A 15,205-nucleotide genomic window follows, 5' to 3' on the forward strand; every position below is an offset into this window, starting at 1 on the left:
TAGATAGATGATTTTAATCATTGATAATTATGACTCCTTTACATACAACCTCGTGCAATATTTTCGTTGTTTGCAGCAAGAAGTAGTAGTGCATCTAAATGACCAAATTACTATTGAGCAAATCGAAAGCTTGAATCCCAACTCTTTAGTTATTTCACCAGGCCCTAATGCTCCTGATGATGCTGGTATTTCTTTAGCTGCAATTACCCATTTTTATAAAAAAATTCCCATTCTTGGCATTTGCCTGGGTCATCAAGCCATTGCCCAAGCTTTTGGCGCCAGCATTGTTTCGGCAAAGGAAATCATGCATGGGAAAACCTCTGCTATAGAGCATAATAACCAAGGGTTATTTCACACGCTTCCGCAACATTTTCAAGTAACCCGTTATCATTCTTTAGCCATAGAACCGCAGAGCCTCCCTCCTGATTTGCGCGTTGATGCCTGGTCCAAAGAAACAATTATGGCAATATCCCATCGAAGCCTGCCTGTATTTGGGCTACAATTTCATCCCGAAGCTATATTAACGGAACATGGGATGGACGTGTTATCGCATTTTTTAAGTTATCAATATGAAAGAAGTGTTTGAAAAACTACTCACTAAAAATAATTTAACTTCTGTCGAAATGAGTACAGTGATGCAGTCCTGTATGGAGGGAAAATTAACCGACGTACAAATCGGGGCGTTTTTAGCTTTAATGCGTATGAAGGGGGAATCAGTTGAGGAGCTAGCCGCAGCAGCAAAAGTAATGAAAGCCAATGCGCGTTGTGTGGATTTAGGCCCCTCTCTTATTGACATTGTGGGTACAGGTGGTGATGGTAAAAATACTTTTAACGTTTCTACTATTAGTAGTTTTGTAGTTGCCGCTAGTGGCGCAAAAGTCGCGAAACACGGCAATCTGTCGGTATCTAGTCGCAGTGGAAGCGCTGATTTTCTATTACAAGCAGGTTTTAAATTAGATTTGACAGATGACCAGTTAAAGCAGTGTATTAATTATTGTGGCATTACTTTTTTATTTGCACCACAATTTCATCCTGCCATGCGCTTTGCTAAAAAAGCCCGCCAGGAACTTGGAGTTCGCACTTTCTTTAATTTATTGGGACCATTAGTTAACCCTGCTCAAGCTAGAAAGCAAGTTATTGGCGTATTCTCTTCTAAATGGCAAGAACCTATTGCAAAAGTTCTCGGCCATTTAGGCAGTGAACGGGCCTGTGTTATTCATTCTCATGATGGCCTAGACGAAATTAGCATAGCCGACAAAACATCTATTTATGAATTGAATAATGGTGAAGTGAATCAATGGACGCTTGACCCTAGAGACTATGATTGTATGCATACCTCCCTAGAAGAAATTATCGTAGAATCTCCTACCCAAAGTTTAAATATAGCAAAAGCAGTGCTCAATGGTGAAAAAGGAGCAGCACGTGATATAGTGTTGCTAAATAGCGCCCTGGCGATTTATTGTTTTAATACCCATAGTTTTGAAGAAGCTTTCCTGCTTGCCCAAAAAGCTCTTGATGGTGGTGAAGCTTTTAATCGTTTTCAGACTTTGCGTGATTTTTCCAACGAGTGTTAAATGAATAGTATTCTTTCTCGCATTACAGAAATTAAACAACAAGAAGTTGCAGAAGCAAAAAAAAATGCCCCTCTTTCTTCGTTAGTGCTTAATAGACCTTTAAAGGATTTCATAGAACCCTTACGCACCGAAAAGGTAGCTATTATTACTGAAATAAAAAAAGCCTCTCCTAGTAAAGGTATTATTCGTGAAGATTTTGACGTAACCCGTATCGCGCAAACTTATGCTCAAAATGGAGCAAGCTGTCTTTCTGTATTAACAGATATACAATTTTTCCAAGGCCACCCAGGAAATCTTGCTATCGCTAAAAGTGCCTGTGATTTACCTGTTTTACGCAAAGATTTTATTATTGATCCCTACCAAATTTATGAAAGCCGGCATTTAGGCGCCGATTGCATACTGCTTATTGCAGCAATTTTAGATAAGCACCAATTAGAAGATTATTGCCAATTAGCACAAGAATTAGGAATGGCCGTACTAGTTGAAACCCACGATCAGCAAGAAGTAGAGTTAGCGGTTGCCCTTCCCACTCCATTAATTGGAATCAATAATCGTAATTTACATACATTTAAAACCGATCTAAATCTCAGTTTAGAATTAAAACAACACATACCCAACGATAAAATTGTTATTAGTGAAAGCGGCATAAACTCAAGACAAGACATTTTAAACCTTTACCATTCAGGAATAAGTAAATTTCTAATAGGCGAAAGTCTCATGCGAGAACCCGATATAGGCAAAGCCCTATTAAACCTATTGCAGTGACCAAACCAACATTTTGAGCTCCGAACCACCTGAATTTCAGCCTTCCGGCCCCTGATACGGGTATTTACCCACTCTTTTAGAAAAATGACTTACGCAAAACCTCGAGGTCAGGGAAAAAATTGATTTTAATGAGGGAGTGTAGATTACCTAAGTGACTGAATTAAAATAAATTTTTAACAAAGCGATCGACGTTTTACGTAAGCCCTGAGAAATTTACATTTGTTCCTTTGTGCTAAATTAAGCATAATACCCAATTATTTAATAGTTAGAATTTTATGAAGCCTAAAAAAGTGTCACCCTCTTTACATAGTGAAACACCGAAAAAAAATATAACCGTGCAGTTATTGGAAGAGCTAGTTAAGAAAGCCGAAATAAATCACGAAGGTCATGTGGCTAATTATATACCTGAGCTTGCGAATGTGGATAAGGATATGACCGCCATTGCTGTTGCACCCTTAGGTCAAGAGCATTTGGTGTATAGCAATACGCCGCTTATACCTATTACTTTACAAAGCACCTCTAAATTAATTCCTTTAATCGGATTATTAGAAGAGTTTGGTGCAGAGCAAGTATTGGAATGGGTTAAAGTCGAACCCTCTGGCGACGACTTTGCTTCAATAACCCGTTTAGAACAATTCGGTCCCAAGCCTTCCAATCCTATGCTCAATGCCGGAGCTATTACGTTATGCTCTCATATTCCGGGGAAAGGAGAACATCAATTTGCATGGTTAGAAAGTTGGGTATATAAACTTTTTAATCAACATTTGCGAATTAATCCTTCCGTTTTCGCTTCCGAAAAAAGAACCGGCGACCGAAACCGCTCTCTCGCTTATTTACTTCATAGCCGTAAAAATTTAGGTACTAACGTTTCCGAAACGTTAGATCTTTATTTTACCTTGTGCTCTTATGAGGCTCTCATAGAGCAAGTGCTATATTTACCTACCCTGCTGGCTAATTATGGTAAAAACCCTATGACGGGTGAGCAAGTCATCTCTTTAGAAACCTGCAAAATCACCTTATCCATTATGGCAACTTGTGGGCTTTATGATGAAACCGGCACACACATGGTCCGCACAGGAATGCCCGCAAAAAGTGGTGTCTCCGGCTATACCATGGCCGTTGTTCCTGGAAAAGCTGGCATTGTGGTTTTGAGTCCCAGAGTTAATCCTAAAGGCAATAGCATCCGTGGGGAAATTATGCTTGAAGGGTTGTCCAAAGCCCTAGGCTGGCATTTTGCTGATCCTTTTTAAAGGATCAGCTCTCGCCTATATTTGCTCTGCTAAGATTTTGAGGCAATTAAGTTTCATTCTTCTAATCTGATTTTTATGTTCAGATAAAAACCAAATACACCTTTTCACCATACTCTGCTCATAAACTTAATACTTGTCGCAAACCCTCATCCAGAGCATTTAAATCTTTATCAGAAAGTGGACCTATAAAACCTTTTAATCTACTTTTATCAACTGTTCGAATCTGATCACAAATAGCGGTTACATTTTTATTAAGACAAGAGACTGAGATAGTTATTGGAGGCCTGGCTTTTGCAGATGTGGAGAGCGGAACAACAATCACAGTATGACGCGCTTGATTTATTGGCGTTGCACCCACCAATACACACGGGCGTTGTTTATTGATTTCTGAACCAGTTGTCGGGTTAAGATCTATCCAATAAATATCACCACGATTCATTATTTAATCCATCTTGAAGAGTCACATCCCAATCTTTCATTTCCTGATTCAACTCATGATCTTGTTCAACAGCGGCAGCACATTCATAAAGTGCTTTTTCACGTTTTTCTATTTCTTTCTCTATTAATTCAACAATGACTTTACTGCGTTGCTTTTGTGGAATGGAAGCTCGCATTCTAGAAGCAATTTTATCAGGCATTGAAATAAGAACTTTACTCATAATAATCTCCACCATATATAATATAGTATATCCTATATCTTATATTATAGTCAGGATTTAAATCAAACCTCATCCACTTCCTCAATTGCCCCATTTCCCCATAGCCATGTGTTATAATAATCAAAGTATTTTGTCGAGTGATTTATATATGCATCTTTTTAGCTCAGTCAAACCCACTGTAAAATTTATTAGATTAAACGAACTAGATTTCATCTCATTTAATAAGTGTTTAAACCAAGTAAACTTATGGTTTACTAATGAATGGGGTTATATCCATGATAAAGCTAAAACACCAGAACAAGCGCTTAAAGATCGTAGAGATTATTTAGCTGAAAATGCGGATAGAGTTCATTTGGCTTTTTATGGGTCTGTTATGGTAGGTGCCTTTCGAGTGGAAAATAAAGAGTTTGATGAAAAATTCATAAGAAAAGGCTGGGAAATAATCTAAGGACTCAGGAAATATGGTTTATTTATGTAGACCCTTTTGCTCGTGGTTTAGGAGTGGGTCGTCAAATTGTTAAGCAAATTAAGCGGCATTCTAAAGAGGAAGAAGCTAAAATGGTTTTATTAGAGACATTAAAACCTAGCCTAAATCACCTATACCAAACAGAAGACGCAGAAATAATTAGTGAAAATAATTTAGATGGCCATCCAACTGATGTCTTAAGAATAAATCTAAAATGATAAATGCAAATTTATTACATGACTCGAGTAATGGGGCTTCTCCGAAATTTTTTTACTTAATGGCTCTTGATGTGGATGAACCAGAAGAAATATTTATTGTAAATTCTTTCGATATTTTTTAAATTCTTTATCTGAATAAAAATTACCTATGCAAAAAGTGATGTCAATGCTTACAGTTGTTATTTTGAAGTTCAATTGAAACATTACTCATAATTCGGCTCAGGTCGTTCAGAAGGCTCTGGTTCTGGAGTATCTGGTAATATAGGTTCCAATGGTTCAGGGTGCGGTGGTGATTCCAGAGGTGGCCTTTCAGGAAACTCGTTAGGTGGTTCAGGAACTGTATCCGGGGCCATAAAGCACTCCTTGTTGAAATTGTGTTCAAAATCATACCATCCTGGATTACAGCCTTGGCGTAATCCAGAAATCATTTATAGTTTCTTATTTAAATTCTAGAACACAATCCTAAAATCTTCCTATCTATGCTAAGATCTTTAGAATACACCTCAAAAAAAATTCGCTGAGAAATTTTCATGGATATCAGTTTATTCGATTTATTTTCAATAGGTATAGGTCCTTCCAGCTCGCATACCGTTGGGCCCATGTGTGCGGCAAATGAATTTCTTACTCTCTTGATGCAAAAAGAACTTTTTGATGCAACTTCCCGGGTAAAAATAGAATTATATGGTTCACTCGCTCTAACTGGCAAAGGTCACGGTACGGATAAAGCCATACTTAATGGCTTGGAAGGAAAGTCCCCTGAATCGGTGGTACCTGAAAGTATGGTTCCCCGTATGCAGGAAATTTTACAATCTCAGCAACTCAATTTAGGCTCTAAAAAACTGATAGCTTTCCATGAAGAGCAGGATTTCCCGTTTCATCAAAAAGAATTACTCCCAAAACACTCCAACGGGATGCGTTTTAGCGCTTTTGATGAGAATAATCGTCTATTAGTTAGTCAAATATATTATTCGATTGGTGGTGGGTTCATTGTTACTGAAGAAGCATTTGATCAAACAGACGCTGCTATAGAAAAACCTCTACCCTGCCCCTTTGCCACTGCTAAAGAATTACTTGATCAGTGTAAAAAACAAAATAAAACCATTGCTGACATTATGATGGCAAATGAGCGCAGTTGGCGCAGCACGCAAGAAATACATGAAGGCATCTTGAATATTGCGAAAGTAATGAGCGAGTGTATTGAAAATGGATGTAAACATGAAGGAAATTTACCAGGCGGTTTGCACTTAAAACGCCGTGCCCCCGATTTATATAAAAAATTAAATGAGCAAAAAGGGATTCCCAGTGTGTTCGAACACTCCGACATTATGAATCTTTTAAATTTATATGCTATGGCAGTGAATGAAGAAAATGCCGCGGGTGGGCGAATTGTAACCGCACCTACCAATGGAGCTGCCGGCATTATTCCCGCTGTCTATAAATATATGCAACATGCACATGACAAAATTAGTAATGACGACACCTATATTTATTTCCTCACCGCTGCAGCAATCGGAATTCTGTACAAAAAAGGCGCTTCAATCTCTGGGGCAGAAGTAGGGTGTCAGGGCGAAGTCGGCGTTGCCTCATCAATGGCTGCAGCAGGTCTTACTGCTGTTCTCGGAGGAACGATTGAGCAAATTGAAAATGCTGCAGAAATCGCTATGGAACATCACTTAGGGATGACTTGTGATCCTGTTTTGGGGTTAGTACAAATCCCCTGTATTGAGCGAAATGCCATGGGTGCGGTTAAAGCAGTCAACGCTTCACGGATGGCTCTAATGGGTAGTGGTGAACACTATATATCTCTTGATAAAGTAATCAAAACCATGAAACAAACAGGACACGATATGCAAAGTATTTATAAAGAAACATCCATGGGCGGACTTGCAGTAAATCTACCTGAATGTTAAAACTTTGTACTATCCTTTTTCTATTTTATATGACGAGTGTAGACGCGAGGACTTTGTTAGTAGTAGATTCCGATCTACATTCTTCCTTACCGAAACATTTTCGCATTTTAGAAAAAAACAACTTAAAAGCTATAGCCAGTGGTCAATTCTCCCCTACTCAACTGCAAAATATCCTTAAAAAAATTCACGCCCCTATAGTAATAATTGATTTGCGCCAAGAAAGCCATGGATTTATAAATGACATACCGGTAAGTTGGTATGGAGTTAAAAACCACGCGAATAAGGGTAAAACATCCGCGGCAATCGCGAAGGATGAAGAGAATTTATTAAATGTATTGGCTTTATCAGAAATAACTCTTCATCAAATTATAAAAAAAGAACAAGGCCACATTATTGAAACCCGCCCTCTCACGGTCAAACCACAAAAAGCAGATGAGGAAAAAACCTTGGCTAAACGCTTAGGCATTCCTTATTATCGTTTTTATTTAGCGGATCATTCTTTTCCCAGTGAGAAGCAAATAAAAAGATTGAAGGGTCTCTTACAAAATATCCCTAAGGGAACTTGGGTTTATTTCCATTGCCGAGGAGGTTCTGGCCGCTCGAGCACTTTTCTTTTGTTATATGATATTTTTCTTAACGCCAAGAATGAATCTTTGGATGACATGGTTGACGAGCATGTAAGAATGGGCAGTAAAGATCTTTCCAAATTACCGGCTGTTGAGAATTATAAGTATAATTTAGCGCAGAAGCGATGGGAAGTAATTAAAAAAATCTACATAACTATGACTACTAACAATACTTTCCCGAACTAACAAAATCAAGACTTCATCATAGCTCTATGCATTTGATTGGCATCGAAAACCTGGTTGCTAGTCAACCAGGCTTGTATCTTTAAAAAGTAAGCAAAAAAGCTTAATCTCAAGGGCACTTGGGATGGGAGGAGAGATCTTGAAACCAGGCAAGGCTTAAAAAGCCTGTGAGCGTAGAGTAGGACCTTCTCCCCACTTATCTATCGACCGTACAGTATCTTAGGCTACCGACCAAGTAAGCCTGCATTCACAAGCATGGTCAATGATAAATAACCCCAAGTATTCACAAGCATTAGGAGATTAGCATGTCAGGGTTCGATTGTGTAGGTGTTGATGTTGCGAAAGATAAATTTGACGTATCCGTTGAGTATAAAGGGAAAAGCAAACATAAAGTTTTTGCTAATAAGGAGCAAGGATATATTGAGTTTTTAACATGGCTTCATGAATACACTATTAACCCTTGGGTTTGTATGGAAGCAACTGGGCATTACAGCACAAAAATCGCGGATTTTCTAATAGGGCAAGGCATCCGAGTCAGTGTAGTTAATCCATTTCAAATTAAAAACTATGCCAAAGCGTCACTTATTCGGAATAAAAATGACCGGGTAGATTCGGAAGTTATTCGACAGTTTTGTAAACGGATGGAGCCTCGTCCCTATCAGGCTTCGTCTCCTGAGCAGAAAGAAATTAAAGACTTAACCAAGCTTCTTGATATGTTAAAAGGTCAATTAACTCAGCTCACTAATCAAAGGCATAGTACTCAAGGAAGTATTGCAAAGAAAGCTTTGACCAAGCTTATTATGCAGCTTGAGAAAGAAATTGCGAAGGTAGAAAAACAAATTGCGGACTTAATTGCTAGTAATTCACAACTTAAAGAAAAATTGGAGTTAATTACCAGTATAAAAGGCATTGGCAATTTAACGGCCTATCATATTCTGGCCCTTATGCCAGATGTCAATTCCTTTTCTACTGCCAAGCAATTTGCAGCCTATACGGGTATTACTCCAAAACAGCGTGAGTCAGGAACCTTTATCGGTAAAACTACTATCTCAAAATTAGGGGATGCCAGATTGAGGAAATCTTTATACATGGCTGCATTAGTCGCCAAACGATATAATAAAGGGCTTGCTTCGTTTGTAGCTCGTTTACAATTAAAGGGAAAAACACCAAAAACCATTATCTGTGCCGTTATGCGAAAATTAACACATATAATTTTTGGTGTTCTTAAAAATAAACTGCCTTATAATGAAAATTATCATTGCATTTAAAGACAGTATCTACTAGCTATTTTTTTGTCATTCCTGCGTAGCGGGAATCCATTTCTATGCTGAACTGCGCCAATTGATAAATAGATTCCCGCCTAGCGCGGGAATGACAGACATTAAAAGTGACGTACTTCAGTCGGCAGGCCCAACAATTCATCTGCCATTGTTTGTTGCGCCTTTGGCGCTAACCTACTTAAATCCCATCAATATTCCGCATGTCCCGGAGTTCGTGGGAAGGGAATTACGTCACGAACGTTATTGACTCCGGTAACATAACTCACCAGCCGCTCTAACCCCAATCCAAAACCTGCATGAGGTACACTGCCATAACGGCGTAAATCGCGATACCATTGATAGAGATCTTTGTTTACCCCGCACTCCTCCATGCGTTTATCCAAGATTTCCAAACGATCTTCTCTTTGGCTGCCCCCTATAATTTCGCCAATTCCAGGAGCCAATACGTCCATAGCCGCTACCGTTTTGCCATCCTCATTTAATCGCATGTAAAAGCTTTTTATCTCTTTAGGATAATTAATAATGATAACCGGCTTTTTACAATAAGTTTCCGCGAGATAACGCTCATGTTCTGATTGCAAGTCTAATCCCCACTTAACCGGATAATCAAATTTTACCTCCGCTTTTTCTAAAATAGTTATCGCTTGCGTATAAGGAATTATTTCAAATTCCGAATCAATAATATTTTCCAAGCGCTCAATACAACCCGGGGCGACAAATTGATTGAAAAAATTCATGTCGTCAGAACGTTCGTCCAGTACAGTTTTACATAAAAAGCGCAACATTTCCTGACTCAATGAACAAATATCATTTAAATCTGCGAAAGCAAGCTCTGGCTCTACCATCCAAAACTCTGCCAAATGGCGGCTGGTATTCGAATTTTCAGCACGAAAAGTAGGGCCAAAAGTATATACTTTAGACATAGCCAAACAATATGCTTCCACATTTAATTGTCCAGAAACAGTTAGAAAAGCTTCACGGCCGAAAAAGTCTTTGCTGAAATCAACCGTATTTTTTTCATTTTTGCAAAGATTCACCAAATCCAAAGTACTCACTCGAAATAACTCACCCGCGCCTTCGCAATCGCTGGTAGTGATAATGGGAGTATGAATCCAAAAATAGCCTTTTTGATGGAAAAAATTATGAATTGCCCAAGAAAGGGTATCGCGAACACGCGTTACTGCACTAATGGTATTGGTACGGGGGCGTAAATGGGCTACTTCTCTTAAGTATTCCAAAGTATGTCTTTTAGGCTGTATAGGATAAGTATCTGGATTTTCTACCCACCCTATTACTTCAATTTTTTCGGCTTGAATTTCAAAAGACTGCCCTTTTCCTTGGGAAGCGATTAATTTTCCCGTTGCTTTTACGGAACAACCTGAAGTTAGCTTGAGCACTTCCATTTGATAATTGGATAAATTTTCTGGAACCACAATTTGAATAGGAGAAAAACAAGAGCCATCATGTAAACTAATAAATGATAAACCCGCTTTAGAATCGCGTCTTGTTTTAACCCAGCCTTGAATGGTTACAGTTTCATCAATGCTAATTTCCCCATCTAAACATTGTTTTACTGTGAAAACTTCTGTCATTATGTACTCCGAAAATTTATCCTCTGCTTTGCTGTTTAATTTTCAAAGCGAAATAAAATTTGGATAATACACTAAATAAAAACAGGGTGGGAATAGTATGCAGCTTATACTTTGCTTATTTTTTAGCATATTAGCTAATAATCTATATGCTCAAAATACAGAATTATTATTTTATAGACCGTTTGCAGAAACTACGGCCCATCCCTCGCCAAAAATAGCTAACACATTGCATGGAGAATGTATAAAACAATCCGAGGTGATTAGAAGAGAAGATGCTATTCAATGTAAAGCGGAAGGGAAAATTTATGACCCTTGCTTTATTAAAGCTTTTACAGATAAAAAAGAAGCACTTTGTCCACAATCTCCGTGGAGTGAAAAAAGCACAATAATTCAATTTGCTGAACAATACCCCCAAGCCACGGAAATATTAGATATGTCAAAAACCTACCCGTGGGCTTTAGAATTAAAAGATGGGATTAGATGCCAAGCTTTTCTAACGCAAAACTCGTTTGATAATTTACCTGTCCGCTATTTTTGTAATGATCAGTCTACCCTTTTAGGCCACCTACAGCGATGCTCTGCATCCTGGAAAATTCTACAACATAAAGATAGCTCTCAATTAGATACCGTGGAAATTACAAAGGCATGGTTTTAAATAGTGAGTAAAACGATAAGGGTTTGCAAAATAAGGAATTTCAGTCTATTAATTATAGTATATTGACTGCAAGGGAGTGGATCATGGTGGGGGCAATTCATACTTTTTTAATAGGGCAAATAGTTGGCCTTTATATGGTAATAATGGCTATTATTATGATTGCAAGAGCACGGTATTATCGTGAGTTAATACAAGACATACGCGCAGATAGTATTGAAATTTTCTTTAGCGCATCGGTTTGGTTATTTATAGGAATTATGCTTGTTGTCCTACACAATATCTGGGTTATGGGACCACCTGTTATCGTAACCGTTATTGCCTGGCTAATATTAATAAAATCTGTATTTTGGCTCGCTATACCAGAAATGATGCTAAGATGGACTAGAAATCTCTATTCAGGTAGTGGATTTTATGTGGTTGCTGTAATTGCAGCAATATTCGGGGTCATTTTAATGTCATCCGGGTTCCATCCTTTATTCGCTGATTTAGCCGACTTTAATCCATTTAATTAGACTAATCATTCTTCATGTTGGGTCTTGGCCCGACATGACAGCCGCACCAAAACCAAAACTTCCGCTCACGTTAGTAAGCGGAAGTTTTGTTTGTCCACGTGTAACCCTGAGAGAGCGGAGATTTTGCTTGTCTGCTTGAAACGGAGGACAGTAAACCTTATCTAAAAAATCACTTTCCCTTCTTGCAAACTCCAGACTTTATCCATGCGTTTAGCTAGTTCCATATCATGCGTAACAATCACCAATGCAGTTCCAATATGCGTATTCAATTCCAACATCAACTCGAATACTTTTAAAGCAGTACTATGATCCAGGTTTCCCGTGGGCTCATCGGCAAATACACAGCGGGGTTGGTTGACCAATGCTCTAGCAATAGCCACTCTTTGTCTCTCTCCTCCTGAGAGTTGCGCAGGTTTATGAAGTTCGCGCGCTGACAAACCTACTTTATCTAAAATTACACGGGCTTTTTCTTGTGCTTCTTTTACAGAGTGATTTCCCAGGAGTAACGGCATAGCCACATTTTCAAGCGCGGTAAACTCTGGCAATAAGTGGTGGAATTGATAAATAAATCCTAAATTCTTATTACGTAATTGGCAGCGTTTTTTTTCGTTGATAGATTGCCAATCAATACCTTCTATAAAAATTTTTCCCGCCGAAGGTTTATCTAGTCCACCTAATAAATGAAGCAATGTACTTTTCCCTGATCCCGAGGGCCCGACAATGGCAATTCTTTCTCCAGAAGTAATAGAAAAATTAATTGCTTTTAAAACTTCTACAGCCAAATTTCCATCATGATAAGATTTAGTAAGATCGTTACATGAAATAATTTCATTATTATTCATAGTGCAAAGCCTCCGCAATAACGGTTCTTGAGGCTCTCCAAGAAGGATAAATCGTTGCTAAGAAACTCATTAATAATGCAATTGCACAAACTTGCAATAAATCCGACAATAAAATTTTTGAAGGAAGAAAATCTACAAAATAAATATTTGAAGACAGGAGTTTTACATTGAAAAATCTTTGTAAATAATTAACGATCTCTGTAGCGTTGCTTGCGAGTATTAGCCCACCAATTAAACCAATTAGAGTACCTACTATACCAACCATCATACCTTGCACTATGAAAATAGAGAGTATCTTCCTTGGGGTGGCACCAATGGTTCGTAAAATAGCAATTTCGGCTTGTTTATCGTTAACAACCATTACTAAAGAGGAAACCAGGTTAAAAGCAGCTACAGCAATAATAAGCATTAATATAAGAAACATCATGGTTTTTTCCATTTTTACAGCTTGGAAAAAAGCGCCAAACTCCTGTGTCCAGTTGCCAACCTGATAGTTTTCCCCCAACCTATTGCTAATTATTTCGGTAAGTAGCGGCGCTTCATACACATTATTAATACGCAATTTTAACCCGCTTACATCTTCCCCTAATTGCATAAGCTTTTGCGCATCTTCCAAGTTAATAAATGCCAAGCGGGTATCAAAATTAAACCCAGATCCAGCACTAAAGACACCTGCTACTGTAAACCGTTTGAAACGAGGAATCATTCCTGCCGGGGTAACCGACGCTTGCGGAATCATAATAGTGACTTTATCGTTAATCATGACCCCTAACCGATCCGCCAATCCTTGCCCTAAAAAAATTCCAAAGTGATTCAGATTTGCAATATCTCCGGTGATTAGCTTATTTTGCAGGTTGGTAACTGATTTTTCTTGTTCTGGCGATATTCCTGTAATAACTATAGGTAAAACTTGCCCCTCATGGGTCAACAAACCTTGGCCTCCTACAAAAGGAGCAACTGCTTTAACACCCGGTATTCCCTTAAGTTCTTTGGCTAAGTTTTGCCAATTCGCCACTCTTCCATCCTGACCGGAGACAGTTATTTCTGGCGCCATACCAAAAAACCGCTTATGAATTTCTTCATCAAAGCCGTTCATAACAGAGAGTACGGTAATTAAAACCATTACTCCCAACCCAATCCCCAACATGGAGCTTAGAGAAATAAAAGAAACAAAATGATTTTTTTTCTTGGCTCTTGTGTAGCGTAGGCCAATAAATAATGCCAACGGTTTGAACATGGCTCTATAAAATAGTTAAAAATACTATTGTAGTGAAAATCTTGATGACAGGATACTATTAATTTACCGGTTAGTAGCAAGGTACTCACAGAATTATCCACAGAAAATGTGGATAGAAATACAAGCCTTAAATTGATACACTGTTTTCCTAAAAAAAACAATAATAACGGATAACCGGGATGTTATTAGATTTAAGAGGCAAACTGCTTCGTTTGAAATCAGAGGCGGCAATTCAAACAGTAGCGGCTGAAATTACTAGCGAACATACTGGAATATGCCTGGCCGGTAACGGATTAGGTCGAAAATTTCCTACTCTTAAAAAAATAATTACTGCATTGCCCCCGCAGATTACTTTTTTAGATTTAAGCAATAATGATCTCCATAAACTATCTGCCCCAGAGCTATCCTCCCTTTTCTCTTTGCTTCATCACATGCGCGAACTCAATTTAAATAAAAATAATTTGGGTTTTCGTAGTTGTAAGGAATTAGCAAGTGCCGTAAAAAAATTACCTCGTCACCTTCGTGTTCTTTGGTTAAATGAAAATGAACTTAAGCAAATAAATGATTTCCCTCAATTTATGCTTGAATTACAACTGCATCTACCAAACCTGGAAGAATTAAATCTGGATAAAAATGGACTGGGCTTTATCTCGCCGGATAAGTTAGTAAGTGGGTTAGGCCACTTAACTGTAATAAAACTTTCACTACAATTTAATGATCTTGCCACACGCTCAATACCCGCATTGGCCAAATTAGTTGCCAGCTTAAATGTTCGGATGTTGAATTTGGCACATAATCATCTTGGTCAAAAGCCGGAGGATAGGCTGAAAGCAGTATTTTGTAATCTCCAGGATACACTCGAACAATTAGATTTAAGTGATAATGTTCTGAGTGTTAAGTCATGGTCTGACCTAATAACTATATTTACTTCCATACCTTCACATGTGCATGTGAATATCCATAAGAATTTTTCCCCGGAACAAGAAAAAGAGCTAATAAAGTTGCTACCGCGGGCCAACTTATATTCAACCTTAGAGGATACAAGCAGGGTTAAATTACATGTGGAATCTGCCTCTTTGGTTCCGCCACGACAAGAATGCGACAGGAAAGAGCCCCCAAACGCCCTTCCTCCTCTTAACTTTGACCAAAATAAGCAGGTAAATTATTATTTTTACTTAAAGGTATTCGCAGCTCTATCTGTCACTTCGGGTACTTCTTGTGTTCTAATAGGCGTTTTAGTTTTACAATCGACAACAGTCGTTTTAGCCGGTACCACTTTTATTTTTGTCTCGGCAGCAGGTTTAGCGGGACATGGTTTTTTTTCCAAATCGCGAGAGCCTACTACATCGCCTCGACTAAATGAGAATGAAGAAAAAAATATAGAGTTATCCTCCCCGGTATAAAAACCATAATTAGTGTATTTTCTGTTGATTGCC

Annotated in this window: 18 protein-coding genes; 12 read left to right on the forward strand and 6 right to left on the reverse strand. The window is 38.3% G+C overall.

What is annotated here, in order from left to right:
* The first annotated feature begins 7 nt into the window (after positions 1-7).
* The 4 genes from EL206_RS03645 (at position 8) to glsA (ending at position 3,589) form a co-directional block, all read left to right on the forward strand.
* Entirely contained in the window at positions 8-586 is a 579-nt protein-coding gene (locus EL206_RS03645) for an anthranilate synthase component II (protein WP_058461460.1), read from the forward strand.
* The gene (gene trpD / locus EL206_RS03650) at positions 570-1,574 is read left to right on the forward strand and encodes an anthranilate phosphoribosyltransferase (protein ID WP_058461459.1); all 1,005 of its coding nucleotides are present in this window, start codon (positions 570-572) and stop codon (positions 1,572-1,574) included. Before EL206_RS03645 ends, trpD begins: the two co-directional genes overlap by 17 nt.
* Positions 1,575-2,339, forward strand: a complete 765-nt coding sequence (gene trpC / locus EL206_RS03655; protein ID WP_058461458.1) for an indole-3-glycerol phosphate synthase TrpC — start codon at positions 1,575-1,577, stop codon at positions 2,337-2,339. It begins immediately after the preceding gene.
* Between the two features lie 275 nt (positions 2,340-2,614).
* Positions 2,615-3,589, forward strand: coding sequence for a glutaminase A (glsA, locus tag EL206_RS03660; protein ID WP_058461457.1), 975 nt, complete (start codon positions 2,615-2,617; stop codon positions 3,587-3,589).
* Positions 3,590-3,707: 118 nt separating this feature from the next.
* Here the strand turns inward: glsA and EL206_RS03665 are convergent, their stop codons facing one another.
* Complete coding sequence (locus EL206_RS03665; RefSeq protein ID WP_058461456.1) at positions 3,708-4,028, reverse strand: type II toxin-antitoxin system PemK/MazF family toxin; 321 nt, start codon at positions 4,026-4,028, stop codon at positions 3,708-3,710.
* Positions 4,015-4,248 carry a hypothetical protein gene (locus tag EL206_RS03670; protein ID WP_058461455.1) on the reverse strand — a complete coding sequence of 78 codons (234 nt, stop codon included), beginning with the start codon at positions 4,246-4,248 and terminating at the stop codon, positions 4,015-4,017. Before EL206_RS03670 ends, EL206_RS03665 begins: the two co-directional genes overlap by 14 nt.
* Positions 4,249-4,396: 148 nt before the next feature.
* On the opposite strand from EL206_RS03670, the gene EL206_RS03675 reads away from it, so the two are divergent.
* Both EL206_RS03675 and EL206_RS03680 read left to right on the forward strand, forming a co-directional pair.
* Positions 4,397-4,696: a hypothetical protein gene (locus tag EL206_RS03675; protein WP_058461454.1), complete on the forward strand. Its 300-nt coding sequence runs from the start codon at positions 4,397-4,399 to the stop codon at positions 4,694-4,696.
* Between the two features lie 20 nt (positions 4,697-4,716).
* On the forward strand, positions 4,717-4,932 hold the full coding sequence (locus EL206_RS03680) for a GNAT family N-acetyltransferase (protein ID WP_267885273.1): 216 nt from the start codon (positions 4,717-4,719) through the stop codon (positions 4,930-4,932).
* Positions 4,933-5,135: 203 nt separating this feature from the next.
* Here EL206_RS03680 and EL206_RS09955 read toward each other — a convergent pair whose 3' ends face one another.
* Entirely contained in the window at positions 5,136-5,285 is a 150-nt protein-coding gene (locus tag EL206_RS09955; RefSeq protein WP_165476678.1) for a hypothetical protein, read from the reverse strand.
* Between the two features lie 177 nt (positions 5,286-5,462).
* On the opposite strand from EL206_RS09955, the gene EL206_RS03685 reads away from it, so the two are divergent.
* The 3 genes from EL206_RS03685 to EL206_RS03695 all read left to right on the forward strand — a co-directional run bounded on the left by EL206_RS03685 (position 5,463) and on the right by EL206_RS03695 (position 8,919).
* Positions 5,463-6,842, forward strand: a complete 1,380-nt coding sequence (locus EL206_RS03685; RefSeq protein WP_058461452.1) for an L-serine ammonia-lyase — start codon at positions 5,463-5,465, stop codon at positions 6,840-6,842.
* 29 nt (positions 6,843-6,871) lie between these two features.
* Entirely contained in the window at positions 6,872-7,654 is a 783-nt protein-coding gene (locus EL206_RS03690) for a protein-tyrosine phosphatase family protein (protein ID WP_162261866.1), read from the forward strand.
* 302 nt (positions 7,655-7,956) lie between these two features.
* Positions 7,957-8,919 carry an IS110 family RNA-guided transposase gene (locus tag EL206_RS03695; protein ID WP_058461450.1) on the forward strand — a complete coding sequence of 321 codons (963 nt, stop codon included), beginning with the start codon at positions 7,957-7,959 and terminating at the stop codon, positions 8,917-8,919.
* A gap of 200 nt (positions 8,920-9,119) precedes the next feature.
* Here EL206_RS03695 and asnS read toward each other — a convergent pair whose 3' ends face one another.
* A complete protein-coding gene (gene asnS / locus EL206_RS03700) occupies positions 9,120-10,523 on the reverse strand; it encodes an asparagine--tRNA ligase (protein ID WP_058461419.1) in 1,404 nt (467 codons plus the stop codon).
* A gap of 97 nt (positions 10,524-10,620) precedes the next feature.
* Here asnS and EL206_RS03705 point away from each other — a divergent pair, with 97 nt between their 5' ends.
* Complete coding sequence (locus tag EL206_RS03705; RefSeq protein ID WP_058461418.1) at positions 10,621-11,178, forward strand: hypothetical protein; 558 nt, start codon at positions 10,621-10,623, stop codon at positions 11,176-11,178.
* A gap of 83 nt (positions 11,179-11,261) precedes the next feature.
* The gene (locus tag EL206_RS03710; protein ID WP_058461417.1) at positions 11,262-11,690 is read left to right on the forward strand and encodes a hypothetical protein; all 429 of its coding nucleotides are present in this window, start codon (positions 11,262-11,264) and stop codon (positions 11,688-11,690) included.
* 161 nt (positions 11,691-11,851) lie between these two features.
* Here the strand turns inward: EL206_RS03710 and lolD are convergent, their stop codons facing one another.
* Positions 11,852-12,532, reverse strand: a complete 681-nt coding sequence (lolD, locus tag EL206_RS03715; RefSeq protein ID WP_058461416.1) for a lipoprotein-releasing ABC transporter ATP-binding protein LolD — start codon at positions 12,530-12,532, stop codon at positions 11,852-11,854.
* The gene (locus tag EL206_RS03720; protein WP_058461415.1) at positions 12,525-13,769 is read right to left on the reverse strand and encodes a lipoprotein-releasing ABC transporter permease subunit; all 1,245 of its coding nucleotides are present in this window, start codon (positions 13,767-13,769) and stop codon (positions 12,525-12,527) included. Before EL206_RS03720 ends, lolD begins: the two co-directional genes overlap by 8 nt.
* A 179-nt stretch (positions 13,770-13,948) precedes the next feature.
* Here EL206_RS03720 and EL206_RS03725 point away from each other — a divergent pair, with 179 nt between their 5' ends.
* Positions 13,949-15,172, forward strand: coding sequence for a leucine-rich repeat domain-containing protein (locus tag EL206_RS03725; protein WP_058461414.1), 1,224 nt, complete (start codon positions 13,949-13,951; stop codon positions 15,170-15,172).
* Positions 15,173-15,205: the final 33 nt, after the last annotated feature.

The organism is Legionella adelaidensis, from assembly GCF_900637865.1.
GTDB lineage: Bacteria > Pseudomonadota > Gammaproteobacteria > Legionellales > Legionellaceae > Legionella_A > Legionella_A adelaidensis.